Origin of the sequence: Flavobacterium psychrotolerans (assembly GCF_003097635.1) — a bacterium.
GTDB classification, from domain to species: domain Bacteria; phylum Bacteroidota; class Bacteroidia; order Flavobacteriales; family Flavobacteriaceae; genus Flavobacterium; species Flavobacterium psychrotolerans.
In genome coordinates, this window is record NZ_QCZI01000004.1 from 18,157 (window position 1) to 36,780 (window position 18,624).

Annotated in this window: 10 protein-coding genes and 1 CRISPR repeat array (1 of these 11 only partly in view); of the genes, 7 read left to right on the forward strand and 3 right to left on the reverse strand. The window is 33.1% G+C overall.

What is annotated here, in order from left to right; translation table 11 throughout:
• Positions 1 to 65: 65 nt before the first annotated feature.
• The 3 genes from DB895_RS04145 to DB895_RS04155 form a co-directional block, all read right to left on the reverse strand.
• Complete coding sequence (locus DB895_RS04145) at positions 66 to 1,199, reverse strand: acyltransferase family protein (protein ID WP_133242639.1); 1,134 nt, start codon at positions 1,197 to 1,199, stop codon at positions 66 to 68.
• A gap of 239 nt (positions 1,200 to 1,438) precedes the next feature.
• The gene (locus tag DB895_RS04150; protein ID WP_116724106.1) at positions 1,439 to 2,059 is read right to left on the reverse strand and encodes a hypothetical protein; all 621 of its coding nucleotides are present in this window, start codon (positions 2,057 to 2,059) and stop codon (positions 1,439 to 1,441) included.
• A gap of 219 nt (positions 2,060 to 2,278) precedes the next feature.
• Positions 2,279 to 4,150, reverse strand: a complete 1,872-nt coding sequence (locus tag DB895_RS04155; RefSeq protein WP_116724107.1) for an alpha-amylase family glycosyl hydrolase — start codon at positions 4,148 to 4,150, stop codon at positions 2,279 to 2,281.
• A 228-nt stretch (positions 4,151 to 4,378) separates the two neighbouring features.
• Here DB895_RS04155 and DB895_RS04160 point away from each other — a divergent pair, with 228 nt between their 5' ends.
• The 7 genes from DB895_RS04160 to cas2 all read left to right on the forward strand — a co-directional run bounded on the left by DB895_RS04160 (position 4,379) and on the right by cas2 (position 15,919).
• The gene (locus DB895_RS04160) at positions 4,379 to 5,998 is read left to right on the forward strand and encodes an OstA-like protein (RefSeq protein ID WP_243694629.1); all 1,620 of its coding nucleotides are present in this window, start codon (positions 4,379 to 4,381) and stop codon (positions 5,996 to 5,998) included.
• 142 nt (positions 5,999 to 6,140) lie between these two features.
• Positions 6,141 to 7,337 carry an aspartate aminotransferase family protein gene (locus DB895_RS04165; protein ID WP_116724108.1) on the forward strand — a complete coding sequence of 399 codons (1,197 nt, stop codon included), beginning with the start codon at positions 6,141 to 6,143 and terminating at the stop codon, positions 7,335 to 7,337.
• 116 nt (positions 7,338 to 7,453) lie between these two features.
• Positions 7,454 to 8,851: a tetratricopeptide repeat protein gene (locus tag DB895_RS04170; RefSeq protein WP_116724109.1), complete on the forward strand. Its 1,398-nt coding sequence runs from the start codon at positions 7,454 to 7,456 to the stop codon at positions 8,849 to 8,851.
• 95 nt (positions 8,852 to 8,946) lie between these two features.
• A complete protein-coding gene (locus tag DB895_RS04175; RefSeq protein ID WP_116724110.1) occupies positions 8,947 to 9,687 on the forward strand; it encodes a shikimate dehydrogenase family protein in 741 nt (246 codons plus the stop codon).
• 266 nt (positions 9,688 to 9,953) lie between these two features.
• Positions 9,954 to 14,618 carry a type II CRISPR RNA-guided endonuclease Cas9 gene (gene cas9 / locus DB895_RS04180; protein WP_116724111.1) on the forward strand — a complete coding sequence of 1,555 codons (4,665 nt, stop codon included), beginning with the start codon at positions 9,954 to 9,956 and terminating at the stop codon, positions 14,616 to 14,618.
• Positions 14,615 to 15,511: a type II CRISPR-associated endonuclease Cas1 gene (gene cas1 / locus DB895_RS04185; RefSeq protein WP_116724112.1), complete on the forward strand. Its 897-nt coding sequence runs from the start codon at positions 14,615 to 14,617 to the stop codon at positions 15,509 to 15,511. The genes cas9 and cas1 overlap by 4 nt, the downstream gene beginning before the upstream one ends.
• A gap of 60 nt (positions 15,512 to 15,571) precedes the next feature.
• Positions 15,572 to 15,919, forward strand: a complete 348-nt coding sequence (cas2, locus tag DB895_RS04190; RefSeq protein ID WP_116724113.1) for a CRISPR-associated endonuclease Cas2 — start codon at positions 15,572 to 15,574, stop codon at positions 15,917 to 15,919.
• A 117-nt stretch (positions 15,920 to 16,036) separates the two neighbouring features.
• A CRISPR array of direct repeats spans positions 16,037 to 18,624; the repeat unit is 46 nt; unit sequence GTTGGGAATTATAAGCTAAAATACAATTTTGAAAGCAATTCACAAC; it runs 1,708 nt beyond the window's last position.

Consider the following 18,624-nt stretch of genomic DNA (forward strand, 5'->3'; position numbering starts at 1 on the left):
TACCCTGCGATATTTTATATCTTCATTGTTTCTCAAAGTCAAGAGATTTTGAGAAACAATATAATTTACCTATCTCTAAAGTTCAATATTGGTTTCTCATAATATTTATAAAGTACGGATGAACCTACTAGTACAAAAAACCAAAATAATAGGTATTTGACAATGCCATCAATTTCATTCGTTGGTGCAAAGTTATCCCGAACTACTTCTGCTATTAAGGCTAAATTTAAAAGATACATTGAATATGATATTTTACTAACATGAGTTATTATCCCAACAAACACCCCTTTATGCATCTTTATACTTTCGGCAAAAGGCAATAAAAACATAGCTGAAATAGGTCCTAGAGCAAAATAAATCACTTGTTTATATAGAGTATTGTATTCTGCTTCATAATTTAACACGAAAACAATTAAACCAATACCTATTATAAAACTGCTGGTTTTAAACTTCACCCAATAATTATTGAAATAATAATAAACCCAAGAAGCTAATAATCCGTAGGCTATACTATCCAATCTTGTCATAACAATTTTTCTAAATGTAATATCATACAAATAAAAATCATTAATGGAATAATTCATTATCCCAATTCGATACAAAAAAGGAAAGACAATCATTAATACCGTCACTAAAATAAATGATTTTTTGGGCGTTAAAAATTTTAAAAACAGAATTAAAAATATTGGAACAGAAATGTAAAACCACTCTTCAATTGTCAAACTCCAAGACTCCCAAAAAAAACCATGAAAAGGTGATGAAAAATTTTGGAGAAAGAAAAAAAACTTCCAATTGAACTGTTGAATATCTTCCTGAATTATTCCAAAATAAATTATCAAATAATTTGCAAATAGAATTAAATAATAATTTGGTAATGTCCTTAACCACCTTCTTCTCCAAAATCTGATCAATTCTCGAATTCCAAATTTTTCTCCTGAATTAATTTCTTTTAGTAATATACTTCCAATTAAATACCCGCTTAATACAAAAAACAAGTCAACACCGTCAATCATTTTGATACTCGGAAGGCTATCTAAGACGGTATTTTTTAATAAAAAACTCCCATGCTCTTTAACAACTAAAATTATGGCAATTGCCCTAAATATATCAAGACCAAAAATTCGGTCAGTATGACAATTATCACTATAGTCCTTTTGTATACTCATTAAATCAATTATTCTTCTAATATTTCTATACACTCAACTTAGTTGAGTTTTTATTTATTCCAAAAGCACCCTTTGTCCTTACAAACCAAGCAATAAAATAACTTGCCAAAAAACGTCAAATTTGACGTTGATCCGCAATTCACTTATGTTGCTTTAAAATTGTGTCATGATATACCAAACAAGAATCTCTTTCAGAATTAAACTCATAAAAGGAATTAAAGAACGGGACAACAGTTTGAAAAATCAGGAAAGTCTATACCTTAATGATTTATTTACAATTCCTTAGTATATACTCCCTTTTTAACTTCCTTAAACCCAAGTTTTTTAAGGTATTTGAAATAATTCAAATTATTGCCTTCTGCTATGACACTGGTATATCCTGCATCTATAAATTTTTGTCTCAGCTTAAAATAAACGTATTTGCCATTCTTAAAGTCCTTATATTCCGGAAGAACAAAATCTAAACCAACATGAAGAACTGTTCCGTCCTCTCGGTGCGCTAAAAACAATCCCGCAACCGACATATTTCTCAATATAAAAAAACTAACGGTATTCATATCCGGATTATAGGCAAAACCAGGGAGAATTTTTTGAATTCTATCGTTGTGAAAACTTAAAAATCGTTTTAAATATTCACTTTCTGCATTAATTTCGAGTATTTCGAAGGTTTCCTTTTTAGAATAAATATTCACTAAATAATAAATATCTACCAAAACAATAATTCCATTGAGAATCCCAACAGGAAAAGCATGAATCAGGAAACCATATGTAGAAAAAAGTATAGCTCCTGTAATATTAATCCATCTAAACTTGATGATGGAACTCATTGTCATTGATAATGCTATAATCACCGAAGCGGCATATCCTATCCATGGTAAATAATCTGTATTCATAAAAATTATAATTTATTGCATTCCGTTATTGAATTGCTATTCCGTTTAAACATATCTGTATCATTATGTTTTCCGTTTAAAAAAGATTAGAAATTTGTAAAACAGAAAACATTTGAAATACTAATTGTTCCCGTTTTTAAAAACCGACAATACAAAAAACACAAAGTGCTTTTCATGTTGTCGGTTCTATTTATTGATTCTCAATATACGTCTTTTCCTCTATAACTGATAAATAAACGATTGTAAAGGAGCAATACTAATATGCACTTTCCCTTCCCCATTTACCACATGAAGTTGTGATGTACTTTTTCCATACAATTGGTCTTTAACCGGGTAGATTCCGTCTTTTAATTTCCAAGCCTTAATGATATCCGCAGGAACTTTTAATTCAAAATGACTGGTGTGTTCCGATGAAAAGTTAACAATCACAACTAGTTTTTGAGTATTAGACCAACGCACATAGGAATACACTTCCGGAAAATATCCTTCGGTAGCATAACGGTTCAAACTGTGAATTTCTTGGTATTTCCCCATCAAGGCAGAACTGTTTATGGTAAAATTCAACAATCTTTTGTAAAAATCACGTAGGTCTTTTTCGGGTTGCGACAATTGTCCACCATCAAATTTCCCGCCATTCATCCAGCGTTGGTGATTGGGAACACCCACATAATCAAAAATAGAAGTTCTGGAATGCGTACCGAAACCGCCGTTTTCGTTTCCAGCCTCTCCCACTTCCTGACCAAAATAAACCATCGTTGGCGAAGTACTAATGGTAGTAGAAACCACCATTAAAGGCTTTCCTTTTTCAGGAGATCCCGCAAATTCAGGGCTTGCCAAACGTTGCTCATCGTGATTATCCAAGAAATGCAGCATGTGATGCTCGATATCGGCCATACTGTTTTGAATATCAGAAATTCCATCGGTATTACTTTTTCCTTGAACGATTTCTTTCATTTTATCGTAAAATGCTACCTTATCGTACAAATAATCCATTTTTCCTAAGTTGATGTAATTTCTGGATTCATGGGGATTATAAACTTCCGCAATTAAAAAGGCGTTTGGATTTTTCGTTTTGATTGCCGAATTCATATAACTCCAAAATTCGTAAGGCACCATTTCGGCCATGTCATAACGGAAACCATCCACCCCTTTTGCCGTCCAGTACAAGGCAATGTCACGGAATTTTATCCAGGAACTTGGCACCGATTTGTCTTTCCAAAAAGCAAAATGTTCCTTGTATGATTTTTTATCGTATCCTGCTGGCAGTTCCGGAAAATCTTTGGATCCGTCCGGACGAATCCCATAATTTATTTTTACAGTTTCATACCAATCATTGATATCTGGTTTAGCCAAACGAGAACCATTCCCAGTCCATTTTGCTGGATTTTCATCAAATTTCCCGTCAATTAAAGGATTTTTTTCGCCATTCAAAGGTTTGTAATTGTCCGATGTTGGAACTTGAAAATGTTGACCTGGAATGTAATAAAAGTTATTGTCTCTGGCATATTCTATCGAAGTATTATCATCTGCACCAAAATCACGAACACCTTTCGGATTCGTTTTTCCTTCGTATTTTCTGGCAATGTGATTCGGAACGATATCAATGATAACTTTCAATCCGCTTTTGTGGGTGCGGGCAATCAAAGATTCAAATTCTTCCAATCTTTTAGCAGGATTTACCGCCAAATCGGGATTAACATTATAGTAATCTTTCACGGCATACGGTGAACCTGCACGACCTTTTACTACTTCAGGATCGTCATTTGAAATTCCGATAGCCGTATAATCGTGAACCAAGGCATGATGAGGAACTCCACAATACCAAATATGGGTAACCCCTAATTTTTTAATTTCTGTTAAAGCTTTATCCGTAAAATCGTTGAACTTCCCTACCCCATTTTCTTCTATGGTTCCCCAAGGCTTATTAGTAGTGTTTTTATTTCCAAATAATCGGGTAAAAACTTGATAAACAACTGCTTTTTTCTCGGTAACCTCTTCTTTTTTATTCTTAACCATAGACTTACTTTTTTTGTTTTGGGCATTCGCAGATAGCGTTAAACCTATCAATGCGAACAGAATTAGTTTTTTCATACGTATTTAATATTTTTTATTAGTAATATGGAATTCGCAAAACTTCACTTATTTATTCTAATTGAATGTCCGTTTTGCTCCTTTCAATATTTCTTTATTTTGTTAGGAAAAGCATACAAATATAAAAATTTGTACTGCACTTTCAAGCAACTAATAAATAATTCTTAATAACCTTTTTCCTAGTTCCCTTTTTCATAAATTTGGCAAAAATTATATCCCTTGAATAAAATACATTTTTTACTGTTTTTAAGTTTCTTTTTGGCAGGAATCCATACGCTTTTGGCACAAGCCCCAAAGAAAATCAATATAGAATTTTCTGATTTTGCCGATGTCAACCAAACTGAAATTCCCGATGCTCTTTTGCTCACCGGAAACGTGCGCATCAACCACGACGGAGCCATTTTAACCTGCAATAAAGCCTATTATTTTCAAAAAGAAAACTACATTAAGGCCTTTGGAAACGTCCAAATCGTTCAAGGCGACACTCTTTTCATGAATAGTAAATATGCCGAATACAACGGAAATATCAAGCAAGCTTATGCCACCGGAAATGTGGTGATGCGTTCTCCGGAAATGACTTTATCAACAGACACTTTAAATTTTGATCGAAAAATACAACAAGCTTTTTACAATTCTAACGGGACAATAACCAATAAGGACAATACCCTAAAAAGCAAATCGGGACGTTATTATGCCAATGAAAAAAAGTTCCAATTCCTTACTGCCGTAACAATCACCAACCCAAAATATGTAGTAAAATCGAATCATTTGGATTATTATAATAATTCCGGACATTCCTATCTTTTTGGTCCATCAACAATTACCAGCGATCAGAATTTTATTTATACCGAAAAAGGATTTTATGACAGTAAGAAAAATGTGGGGCATTTTCTTCGAAAATCGTACATCAAATACAAGGATCGTTTGATAGAAGGCGACAGTTTGTATTACAATAGGAATATCGAATTTGCATCGGCAACCAATAATGTCAAGATTACAGACTCGATAAACAAAGGAATCATCAAAGGCCATTATGCCGAAATGTACAAACAAAAAGATTCCATGTTCGTGACCAAAAGAGCCGTTGCCATCAATTTAGTCGACAAAGATTCCGTTTACATTCACGGAAAAAGGCTCTTGGTAACTGGCAAGCCTGATAACCGAATTGTTAGGGCTTTTGATAATGCCCGCATTTTTAAAACCGATATGAGCGGCAAATGCGATTCCATTCATTCCAGCCAAAAAACGAATCTGACGCAACTCATAGGCAAACCCATCCTTTGGAATTTTGACAACCAAATGACTGGCGATGTGATGCATTTGATAGGCAACGACAACACGCAAAAACTCGATTCACTCAAAGTGCTTAACAATGCGTTTCTGGTCTCGAAAGACACTTTAGGAACAGGATATAACCAGGTAAAAGGGCTCAATCTTTTCGGGAAATTTAGGGATAATAAGCTCTATGAAGCCGACATTGTCCAGAACACCGAAGTTATTTATTACATGCGAAATGACGCTCACGAACTCATAGGCATCAATAAAAATGTGAGCAGTAAAATTAATTTGACCTTAGACGGCAACACGATTGACACCATGACTTTTTTCACTAACGTGGATGGCGATATTTATCCCGAAAAAGACTTGCCTGAAAATGCCAGAAAACTTCGTGGCTTTATTTGGCGTGGCGACGAGCGGATGAAAACCAAAGACGATATTTTTCCGCCAGAAGAAAATGAACTCAACGACAAAATCATAAAAGCAAGCAAAGACGAATTGGCAAAGGAAAATATACCTATGAAAATTCGGAAAGAGACCTTGAATTATGATAAGAAGAAAAAGAAATAGGATTTTTGATTTTAGATTAACGATTTTAGATTGCAGGTGTAAATGACATCCGATTTCCCATTCATAATACCCATTTTTTTGAATTGTCGTTGGCTTTAGCCACAAAAAAGACATCAATAAATTTCCAAATCCACAAACAAACGTGAATCCAGATTTCCTCAAATACCAAGCACAAACCTCTCTCTATCCTTTAGGAATGGAAATTTCTCATGCAATGGGTTCTTATATTTACGACACCAATAACAAAAAATATTTGGATTTTGTTGCCGGAGTTTCCGCTTGCACATTGGGACACCAAAACAAACGGGTGAATGATGCCATTAAAAACCAGTTGGACAAATATTCGCACGTGATGGTCTATGGAGAATATTCTCAAAGTCCCTCGGTGGAATACTGCAAATTACTGGCCTCGCTCCTACCTCAACCTTTAGAAAAAACCTATTTGGTCAATTCCGGTACCGAAGCAACCGAAGGCGCCTTAAAACTCGCCCGACGTGTTACCGGCCGAAGCCAACTGATTTCTTGCCATAATGCCTATCACGGGAATACGATGGGTTCGATGAGCGTTATGGGATTTGAAGAACGCAAAAGAATCTTTCGCCCGTTGATACCTGATGTAGATTTCATCACGTTCAATAATGAAGCCGATTTACAAAAAATAACCACAAAAACCGCAGGAATAATTCTAGAAAGTATTCAAGGTGGCGCCGGATTTATACAACCTGAAAATGATTTTTTATTAAAAGTTAGGCAACGATGCGACGAAGTGGGTGCATTAATGCTTATCGATGAAATTCAACCTGGTTTTGGAAGAACGGGAAAATTATTCGGTTTCCAAAACTACAATGTGGTTCCTGACGTAGTCATTTTAGGAAAGGGAATGGGAGGCGGAATGCCGGTTGGTGCATTTACCGCATCGACAGCTCACATGGATCTCTTGAGTGATAATCCAAAACTGGGGCATATTACAACTTTTGGCGGACATCCTGTCATTGCGGCAGCATGTTTAGCGACTTTGCAAGAAATTACCGAAACAAACTTAATGCATGAAGCTTTAGAAAAAGAAACAGTATTTCGTTCACTTTTGGTACACCCTTTGATAGTATCTATTCGAGGAAAAGGATTGATGCTGGCGGCATTGACTACAAGTCCAGAAATCACTAACGAAGTGATTTTAAAATGTCAAGACAAAGGGTTGATATTGTTCTGGTTACTTTTTGAAGGTTGCGCCATCCGAATTACACCGCCATTAACGATATCTGAAGAAGAAATCCGAGAGGGATGTGCTATAATTCTGGAAGTGATGAACGAAATTCAGTTGAGAAAGAACAATTGTTAACTATCAATCATCAAATTGTTTTCTGTTAATTAAATTGTTCACAACAATTCTCCATTCTGACAGGATTACAATATAAATCCTTACTTTTATTTAGGATAACTTTAAAGAAAAAAGCCATGCAATTAAGCGAAGAAGACGAAGACGACTATAACTTATCCTTATCAAAATTTGAATCAATGTTGAAAACCAACAAAGTTCTCTTTTTTGATTCCGAGGAGTTTGAAGAAATCATTCTTCATTATCTCGATATGGGTAAAGCCTCTTTAGCAAAAAAAGCCTTAAAATTAGCATTGGAACAACATCCCAAATCAACTGGTTTAAAACTAGTTCAGGTAGAAATGTTGGTCTATGATGACAAACTCGACATTGCCGAAAAAATGCTCAACGAGTTATTTGCTATCGAACCGCACAACGAAGAAATTTACATCCAGAAAGCCAATATCTATTCCAAAAGAGATAATCATGAGAAGGCGGTTGAATTATTAAAAATGGCATTGAAATATACTGACGATTATGCCGATGTATATAATCTCATGGGAATGGAATATCTTTTTATGGATAATTTGGAACTGGCAAAAGAAAGTTTTATTAAATGCCTTGAGGAAGATTTAGAAGACCAATCTGCATTGTATAATGTAGTGTATTGTTTTGAGTTTTTAGACCAAAACGAAGAGGCTATTGAATACCTAAACAAGTATATCGACAAAAATCCGTATAGTGAAATCGCCTGGCATCAAGTAGGCCGATTGAATTATGGATTAAAAAAATACGAGGAAGCCTTACGTGCTTTTGATTACTCCACTTTGATAGACGATGAGTTTTTGGGTGCTTTTATGGAAAAAGCAAAAACTCTAGAAAGACTAAAACGCTATGAGGAAGCAATAGAAAGCTACAATAGGACGATTGAATTGGACGACCCCACTTCATATGCCTTGCTTCGAATAGGGAAATGTCACGAAAAGCTGGGAAACAAAGCGTTAGCTTTAAAATTCTTTAACAAAACTGTACATGAAGATCCATTGTTAGACAAAGGCTGGATTGCGATTACCGATTTCTATGTTCGTCAAAAAAACTATAAAAAAGCGCTGTTCTATGTGAACAAAGCGTTGAGCATTGACAATCAAAACCGTTTTTACTGGAAACGTTTTGCGACAATCAACAAGGAAATGAACCTATTTGAAGAAGCGGAATTTGGCTACAGGAAAGCAGTTGAATATGGAGATTACCAATTGGATACTTGGTTATTTTGGGTCGATATCTTACAATTTCAGGGAGAATTTGAAAGTGCCATTCAAACCTTATTACAAGCTTCTGAATATTTCCCGGAAGAATACGAAGTGGAATACCGATTGGCCGGTTTGTATTTTATGATTCATAACGATAAAAAAGGAAAATTCCATTTGAGTAACGGATTGCGTTTGAATTTCAAGAACCACACTCTTTTGGAAGAATTATTTCCTGCGGTATGGCTAAGGAGAATGGTTCAAAATGCGATAAAAAAGGATAAAAAATAACATTTATTCACGTCTCTTATGAGACAAAAACCATCACGAATTTCACGAATTTAAACAAAATAATTCGTGAAATTTGTATTTAAAAAAAGAACTCCATGTTAAAAAAATGCTTTGGTTTACTGGGACGCAACATCCATTATTCGTTTTCAAAAGGCTACTTTACCGAAAAATTTAATACTGAAAACCTCGTAGGCTGTTCCTATGAAAATTTCGATATTCAAGACATCAATGAATTCCCGGAAATGATAAAAATCAATCCTGATTTGGTGGGCTTGAATGTGACGATACCCTATAAAGAAACCGTAATTCCCTTCTTGGACGAATTGTCTGAAAATGCTGCTGAAATTGAAGCGGTAAACGTGATAAAAATTACCAATGAAGGCAAACTGAAAGGCTACAATTCCGATTACTACGGATTTAAAAAAGCATTAGAACCGCTACTTCAACTACATCATAAAAAAGCTTTAATTCTAGGAACCGGAGGCGCTTCAAAAGGTGTTGCCTTTGCCTTAAAAGAGCTAAACATTCAGTACACTTTCGTTTCAAGAAAAGCATCAGAAAACGCTATTGGTTACGACCAAATTGATGCTGCCATTTTTAATAATTATCACATCATTATCAACAGTACTCCTCTGGGGACAAGCCCCAATACGGCTGAATTCCCTCCTATTCCCTACCAATTTTTTACTCAAAAACATATCGCATTCGATTTAATTTACAATCCAGCAGAAACCAAATTCCTAAAAAAGGCCAAAGAAAAAGGAGCCGTTATTAAAAATGGCTTGGAAATGCTGGTTTTTCAGGCAGAGAAAGCTTGGGAGATTTGGAATGAATAAAAAATAAATTCTTCAAGAATATCTAAATATCTTGTTCTAAAAAAGTGTACTTCATTTGTAGCTCTTTTAGAACAGGATTTTTTTCATAAAAAAAGCGACCCTTTTGAGACCGCTTTGAATGTTTTCACAACGGAATAATCCTTATTGTGAATTGCTTCAAAATTGTAGTACAATAATACAACAAAAGTTTTAATATTTGAATGTGATTTTCTGTAAAGGAGTAACTATTTTATTCGTAAGTTTCAAGCTACTAAAAAAGAGCAGAAATGAAGAAAATATTGGGGTTAGATTTAGGGACAAATAGTATTGGGTGGGCGTTAACAAATAATGACTTCGATAATAAACTTGGAAATATTGAAGGATTAGGAAGCCGAATAATCCCTATGAGTCAAGATGTTCTTGGTAAATTTGATAGTGGAGTGTCTATTTCTCAAACTGCTGAAAGAACAAAATATCGTGGGACAAGAAGATTAGTACAACGATTTTTATTAAGAAGAGAACGACTTCATCGAGTTTTAAATATCCTTGATTTTTTACCTAAACATTATTCCGAAGCAATCGATTTTGATAAAAAATTTGGACAATTTAAGCCCGAAAGAGAAGAAAAATTATCTTTTTACAAAAATGAAAGTGGTAAAAACCAATTTTTATTTTTGGAAAGTCACCAAGAAATGCTTTCTGAATTCAAATTAATATATCCTGATTTAAAAAAAGTTCCATACGATTGGACTATTTATTATTTGAGAAAAAAAGCTTTGACAGAAAAAATCACTAAAGAAGAACTTGCCTGGATATTACTGAATTTCAATCAAAAAAGAGGGTATTACCAATTGCGTGGAGAGGAACAAGAAGAGAACAAAAATAAATTAGAGGAGTTTCATACCCTTACAGTTATTAATGTAATTGAAAGAGAAAAAGGAAAATCAGGTATTTGGTATAATGTAATTCTTGAAAACGGCTGGATTTATAAACGTGAAAGCAAAATCGCATTATTTGACTGGGTTGGTAAACAAAAAGATTTTATCGTGACTACCGAATTAAATGATGACGGAACTATAAAACTCAATAAAGACAACGAAGAAAAAAGAAGTTTTAGATCTCCAAAGGAAGACGATTGGGGATTAGTAAAAATCAGAACAGAACAAACTATTAACCAAAGTGGTAAATCTTTAGGTTCTTTTATTTATGATAATTTACTTAAAAACCCTAATCAAAAAATAAAAGGAGAATTAGTTCGAACAATCGAAAGAAAGTTCTATAAAGATGAAATATCAAAAATTCTTAAAACTCAGATAGAATTTCATAAAAACATTTTAACAGATAAAAATCTTTATAAAAAATGTATTGATGAATTGTACAGACACAATGACTCTCATAAAAACAACATTAAAGAAAGAGGTTTTGAGTACTTGTTCTTAGATGACATTATCTTTTACCAACGCCCACTTAAAAGTAAAACTTCATTGATTAGTGATTGTAGTTTAGAACACAGACCTATTAAAGATAAAAAAGGTATTTTAGTAAAAGATAGTAGTGGAAAGCAAATTTTAAAACCTCTAAAATGTATCGCAAAATCAAATCCTATTTTTCAAGAATTCCGATTATTACAATTTGTCAAAAACCTTAAAATTTTTAAAAAAGAAATCATAGACGATATTGATGTAACTATTGATTATTTAAAAACGGAAGAGGATTTAGTAGAATTATTCCATTGGCTAAATGACAAAGCAGAAATCAGTCAAAAACAATTTTTAGCTTACCCAAAATTCAAATTAAAAGAAGATAAATTCAGATGGAATTTTGTAGAAGACAAAATCTATCCTTGTAACGAAACTAGAAATCAATTTTTGAATGCAATTTCAAAAATTGATGTAGATAAATCTTTTTTTGATACCAAAAACACCCAAGATTTATGGCATATTTTATATTCGGTTACCGATAAAATTGAAATCACAAAAGCAATTACAACTTTTGCCAAACGACATAATTTACCTGATGAATTTATAGCCAATTTTTCAAAATTAAAACCTTATAAAAACGATTATGGTTCTTATTCTGAAAAAGCGATAAAGAAATTATTAACGTTAATGCGTTTTGGAAGTTTTTGGAATGAAAATAATATTGATTCCAATGCATTGAGTAGAATTGACAAAATACAAACAGGAGAATTTGATGAAAACATTAGAACTCGTGTTCGAGAAAAAGCAATTCATTTAAGTGTACTTTCAGATTTCAAAGGCTTACCTTTATGGTTAGCATCCTATATTATTTACGATCGACACAGCGAAGCTAGTGATATTTCAAAATGGAAAACCCCTGCAGATATTGAGCACTTTTTAAAACACGATTTCAAACAACATTCTCTTCGAAATCCAATTGTAGAACAAGTTATTACAGAAACTTTGCGAGTTGTAAAAGATATTTGGCAACATTATGGAGAAGGAAAAGAAAACTTCTTTAATGAAATTCATATTGAGTTAGGTCGTGAGATGAAGAACGACAAAGCAACTCGAGAAAGAATGACCAAACAGATTTCTCAAAACGAAAACACAAATTTGCGAATCAAAGCCATTTTGATGGAATTGAAAAATGACGGGATTAATGAGGTTCGTCCATATTCGCCAAGTCAGCAAGAGATTTTAAAAATATATGAAGAAGGAGTTTATAGTAGTGAAAATAGAAAAGAAAGACTAGAAGATATTGATAAAATCAGAAAAAATGCGAAACCAACCACTTCTGAAATTATCAAATACAAACTTTGGTTGGAACAAGGTTATATTTCCCCTTATACGGGGAATATCATACCATTAAGTGAACTATTTTCAACCAAATATCAAATTGAGCATATTATTCCGCAATCAAGATTTTTTGATGATTCTTTATCAAACAAAGTCATCTGTGAATCTATTGTAAATGCAAGACCTTACAAAGACAATCAAACGGCTATGGAATTTATAAATAATCAAGGTGGTCGAATTGTTACCGAGTTATCTACTAATTCGAGAACAGTGAAAATCTTAACCAAAGAAGATTACGTTCAACACATAAATACCTATTACGGCAAAAACAAAAACAAACAAAAACGATTGTTAAGTGAAGAAATTCCTGAAAAGTTTATAGAAAGACAATTAAACGACACAAAATACATCAGTAAAATTGTGAAGAATCTTTTAAGCAAAATAGTTAGAGAAGACGACGAACAAGAAGTAACTTCAAAACACATTGTTTCATTGAATGGCTCAATCACATCAAGAATGAAACAAGATTGGGGCTTAAATGATGTTTGGAACAACATAATTACACCACGTTTTGAACGCTTGAATGCAATTACTAACTCTAGTGATTTTGGTAAAATAGAACTTAAAGCAGATGAATTTGGAAATAGAGGCAAACAAGTTTTTCAAACCACAGTACCCGATGCAATTGCAAAAGGATTTACTAAAAAAAGAATTGATCATCGCCATCACGCTTTAGACGCTTTGGTAATTGCTTGTGTTAATAGAACACACATCAACTATTTAAATAATCTAAATGCTAAAGATGATAATGACAAATCAGTCAAACACGAATTAAAAAATAAACTTTGTTTTAAAACCAAACCTGATGCCAACGGAAATTACAAATGGGAATTTTACAAACCTTGGGAGAATTTTACAAAAAAAGCAGAAGACGAACTGAATCAAACTATCATTAGTTTCAAACAAAATACCCGAGTTATTAATAAAACGGTGAACAAATATCAAGTTTGGAAAGAAGAAGATGGTGCAATGAAAAAAGTTACCGTTAAACAAACTAAAGGAGACAATTGGGCAATTAGAAAACCAATGCACGCAGAAACGGTAAGTGGAAAAGTATTTTTAAAGCGAATTAAACAAAGTCATATTACTATTACAAATGCTATTGAACAAATAGAATTAATTGTTGACAAGGAAGTTAAAAAACAATTGGCAGCAAAAATCAAGTCATATCCAAATAATCCTAATGGTTTAAAAAAGCACCTCAAAGTTTTTCCTGTAATGATTGATGGAAAAGTTATTGATAAAGTACAGATTTATGAAAAAACAGAAGCCACAGCAACAAGAAAAACACTTGACATTACTTTTGATGAAAAGAAAATTGAAAAAATAACCGATACTGGTATTCAAAAAATTCTATTAAACCATCTTCGACAAGAAATTTATCAAAATGCTATTGATGAAGATGGTAAAAAAATCCCAGCTCACGAAGTTGCTTTTTCTGAAAATGGTTTAGATGATTTAAACAAAAACATTACAGCATTAAATAATGGCAAAAAACACCAACCTATTAATAAAGTTAGAGTTTTTGAGGAAAGTGGAAGGTTCTTTCTTGGAGATGCAGGAAATAAAAAAGACAAATTTGTAGAAACTGCATCAGGAACTAATCTATTCTTTGCAATTTACAAAGACAATAATGGTAAAAGAAATTATAAAACGATTCCTTTAAATGAAGTCATTGAAAGTCAAAAATTAGGTGCTTTTGAAAAAATAAAATCATACGAATGTTCTGTCCCAAATACTTATATAGATGAAAAAACTCAAGAATTATCTTCTCTTCTGTTTTATATAAACCCTAATGATTTAGTATTTGTCCCTACAATTGAAGAAATTGAAAATCCTAACAGTGTCAATATTCAAAACTTCTCAAAAGAGCAAGCTCAAAGAATATATAAATTTACCGATAGTAGCGATACAACTTGTAATTTCATACCTGCAAGCTCTTCAAGTTTAATATTCAGTATAACAAAAAAAGATCAAGAAAAAATTGGATTAAACTTTCCTATACAAAATGAATATGGCTTAGGAAGCCCTCAATCAAAAAATCAAAATTCTTTAAACGGAATTCAAATTAAATCTGTTTGTTGGAAACTAGAAGTTGATAGACTTGGAAAAATTAAAAGAATCATCCGATGATAAAACGAACCCTATTCTTCGGCAATCCCGCTTATTTAAGCACCAAAAACGAGCAAATTGTTATCTCTTATCCCGACAAGGAACAAGAAACAAAAACCGTGGCTATTGAAGACATAGGGGTCATTGTTTTGGAAAACCAACAAATCACAATTACCAACGGTTTGCTGGAGAAACTGATTCATAACAATGTGGCGTTGATAAATTGCGACCAACAGCATTTGCCTATTGGCTTATTGATGCCTTTGAACGGACATACCGAACAATCGGAACGGTTCAAAAACCAAATCAATGCTTCTGCCCCACTCAAAAAGAATTTGTGGCAACAAACCATTAGTTCTAAAATTACGAATCAGGCGGGACTACTAAAAGAAAAGGGAATTCCGATGCGCAAAATGGAACTTTGGGCAAAGGAAGTCACTTCGGGCGATGCACTCAACCACGAATCGAGAGCGGCGGTGTATTATTGGCAAAACCTCGTCCAAGTTGAAAATTTTACCCGTGGACAAAAAGGAATCGCACCCAACAATCTGTTGAATTATGGATACGCCATTCTGCGAGCCATTACGGCTCGAGCGCTTGTCAGTTCCGGAATGCTCCCAACTTTGGGCATTTTCCATCGTAACAAATACAATGCCTATTGCCTTGCCGATGACATTATGGAACCTTACCGCCCATACGTGGATTTGATTGTTTGCCATATCATGGAAACGGAAGATTCGTATGAGGAGCTGACTATTGACCTCAAAAAACAATTGTTAAACATTGCCAGTATGGATGTTTGTATCGATGGAAAAAATAGTCCACTGCTAGTAGCCATGAGCCGAACAACGCATTCCTTACATGAGTGTTTTGAAGGAACCGCCAGAAAGATTTTATATCCCGTATATTCGTAGATACAACGGTTTAACCTTTTTGGAACTTTTGACATTAGATTTTAAGACATTCGGACTATTATGTATGATGCACATTACACCCGTTTAAATCAATATAGAAGTTTGTGGATATTAGTATTTTTTGATCTGCCCACTGAAACCCGCAAGGAACGTAAAATTGCGAGTGACTTCCGCAAGAAATTGTTGGATGATGGTTTTTCTATGTTTCAATTTTCAATCTACATGCGGTTTTGTGCCAGCAGGGAAAATGCTGAAGTACACTCCAAAAGAATAAAAAACAACCTACCCGAACACGGCAAAATTGGAGTCATGCAAATAACCGATAAACAATTTGGGATGATGGAACTTTTTTATGGAAAAAAACAAGTAGAAACTGACAAGCCTTCACAACAATTAGAGTTGTTCTAATTTTATAGGATTAAAAAAGTGCATAACTACCTGAACAACAACATCTAAAACCCTCTTCTTTTTTATTTTAAAATAAACTCATAACTACCAACATATCAAACGATTGCATCGCGGTATGTTGGGAATTATAAGCTAAAATACAATTTTGAAAGCAATTCACAACTTAATGCCAGAAGATTGCATTAAAAAATTTGTTGGGAATTATAAGCTAAAATACAATTTTGAAAGCAATTCACAACAGATGGGAGCAACAACAAACGAAGGTTCAAGTTGGGAATTATAAGCTAAAATACAATTTTGAAAGCAATTCACAACGGCATTGTCTTTGGAATTTCACATACCCATGTTGGGAATTATAAGCTAAAATACAATTTTGAAAGCAATTCACAACTGAATCTTGTTAATAATACTTAATTTAACTGTTGGGAATTATAAGCTAAAATACAATTTTGAAAGCAATTCACAACGCAGGGCGATTGATAACCTTGAACTTCTTTGTTGGGAATTATAAGCTAAAATACAATTTTGAAAGCAATTCACAACGGAATCACACCCCCGATTAGTTGAAATTTTGTTGGGAATTATAAGCTAAAATACAATTTTGAAAGCAATTCACAACGTAAATTACAAAGTGTGAGAGATAGGCTTGGTTGGGAATTATAAGCTAAAATACAATTTTGAAAGCAATTCACAACTAGAAGTAGATTCTTTAAACTTCAACGTGTGTTGGGAATTATAAGCTAAAATACAATTTTGAAAGCAATTCACAACAGATAACCAGTATAAATAGTCTTATTACCAGTTGGGAATTATAAGCTAAAATACAATTTTGAAAGCAATTCACAACGAAAGCGCGATTCTAAAAGTCTGAGACCCCGTTGGGAATTATAAGCTAAAATACAATTTTGAAAGCAATTCACAACCTATTGTTGTTTTATTATTTATTATTATATGTTGGGAATTATAAGCTAAAATACAATTTTGAAAGCAATTCACAACTATGCTCGTAGTCGTAACCGTAATCTTTAAGTTGGGAATTATAAGCTAAAATACAATTTTGAAAGCAATTCACAACAACAAAGAAGCGTTTAATGTCGTCAATGAAGTTGGGAATTATAAGCTAAAATACAATTTTGAAAGCAATTCACAACATTGAAACAAAATGTAAATAGAATAAGAATGTTGGGAATTATAAGCTAAAATACAATTTTGAAAGCAATTCACAACGAATTGTCAGCAATTGCAAGGCATTCGTCAGTTGGGAATTATAAGCTAAAATACAATTTTGAAAGCAATTCACAACTTCAAAATATTTTTATCTTTTAGCCAAACAGTTGGGAATTATAAGCTAAAATACAATTTTGAAAGCAATTCACAACAAGGTATCGAGGTGGTTTATAACGAACTCGGTTGGGAATTATAAGCTAAAATACAATTTTGAAAGCAATTCACAACCTGGCACACTTCAAAGAAAAAGATAGCCCAGTTGGGAATTATAAGCTAAAATACAATTTTGAAAGCAATTCACAACGCAACCTAAACGCTACTATCTTACTTCCTGTTGGGAATTATAAGCTAAAATACAATTTTGAAAGCAATTCACAACGATGCTACCGATACTATTCAACATAAGTTTGTTGGGAATTATAAGCTAAAATACAATTTTGAAAGCAATTCACAACGAACCAATATAGCAAAACTCATCATTTAATGTTGGGAATTATAAGCTAAAATACAATTTTGAAAGCAATTCACAACCCACTAGCAGAAGGTATTTCTTCATCTAAAGTTGGGAATTATAAGCTAAAATACAATTTTGAAAGCAATTCACAACTTGAAATCGTTATAAAGGCATAACAGCTCTGTTGGGAATTATAAGCTAAAATACAATTTTGAAAGCAATTCACAACAGAAATACAGCTAAAATAAATTTAGGGCAAGTTGGGAATTATAAGCTAAAATACAATTTTGAAAGCAATTCACAACTAAAATTCTCCGAAGGCATGAAGGGAATGTGTTGGGAATTATAAGCTAAAATACAATTTTGAAAGCAATTCACAACTTGATTGTCTTTGCATTGTTGTATTTCTTTGTTGGGAATTATAAGCTAAAATACAATTTTGAAAGCAATTCACAACCTTCTTCTGGTTGTAGTACTATTGTTTTAGTTGGGAATTATAAGCTAAAATACAATTTTGAAAGCAATTCACAACCTAAACGTTTCTTTTGTGTTTCTTCTTCATGTTGGGAATTATAAGCTAAAATACAATTTTGAAAGCAATTCACAACGACAAATGAGACTTATGCGGGGGAATATTTGTTGGGAATTATAAGCTAAAATACAATTTTGAAAGCAATTCACAACCAATGTCCGCAATGGATCTTCCTTGGTATAGTTGGGAATTATAAGCTAAAATACAATTTTGAAAGCAATTCACAACTACATCTGGATTTATAAACGAGAGCTTAAAGTTGGGAATTATAAGCTAAAATACAATTTTGAAAGCAATTCACAACCGCACATAGCTTTTTGTTTTAACGACCCAGTTGGGAATTATAAGCTAAAATACAATTTTGAAAGCAATTCACAACTATAGTCAAGCTAGAAACATAAAGAATTTTGTTGGGAATTATAAGCTAAAATACAATTTTGAAAGCAATTCACAACATGTTGCTCTTTCCTGTAGGATTGGTCATTGTTGGGA

Excerpts from the sequence above, each read along its gene's own strand:
- DB895_RS04170 (WP_116724109.1), top strand. The coding sequence starts at position 7,454 with ATGCAATTAAGCGAAGAAGACGAAGACGACTATAACTTATCCTTATCA.
- cas2 (WP_116724113.1), top strand. The coding sequence starts at position 15,572 with ATGTATGATGCACATTACACCCGTTTAAATCAATATAGAAGTTTGTGG.
- DB895_RS04155 (WP_116724107.1), bottom strand. The coding sequence starts at position 4,150 with ATGAAAAAACTAATTCTGTTCGCATTGATAGGTTTAACGCTATCTGCG.
- cas9 (WP_116724111.1), top strand. The coding sequence starts at position 9,954 with ATGAAGAAAATATTGGGGTTAGATTTAGGGACAAATAGTATTGGGTGG.
- cas1 (WP_116724112.1), top strand. The coding sequence starts at position 14,615 with ATGATAAAACGAACCCTATTCTTCGGCAATCCCGCTTATTTAAGCACC.
- DB895_RS04150 (WP_116724106.1), bottom strand. The coding sequence starts at position 2,059 with ATGAATACAGATTATTTACCATGGATAGGATATGCCGCTTCGGTGATT.
- DB895_RS04175 (WP_116724110.1), top strand. The coding sequence starts at position 8,947 with ATGTTAAAAAAATGCTTTGGTTTACTGGGACGCAACATCCATTATTCG.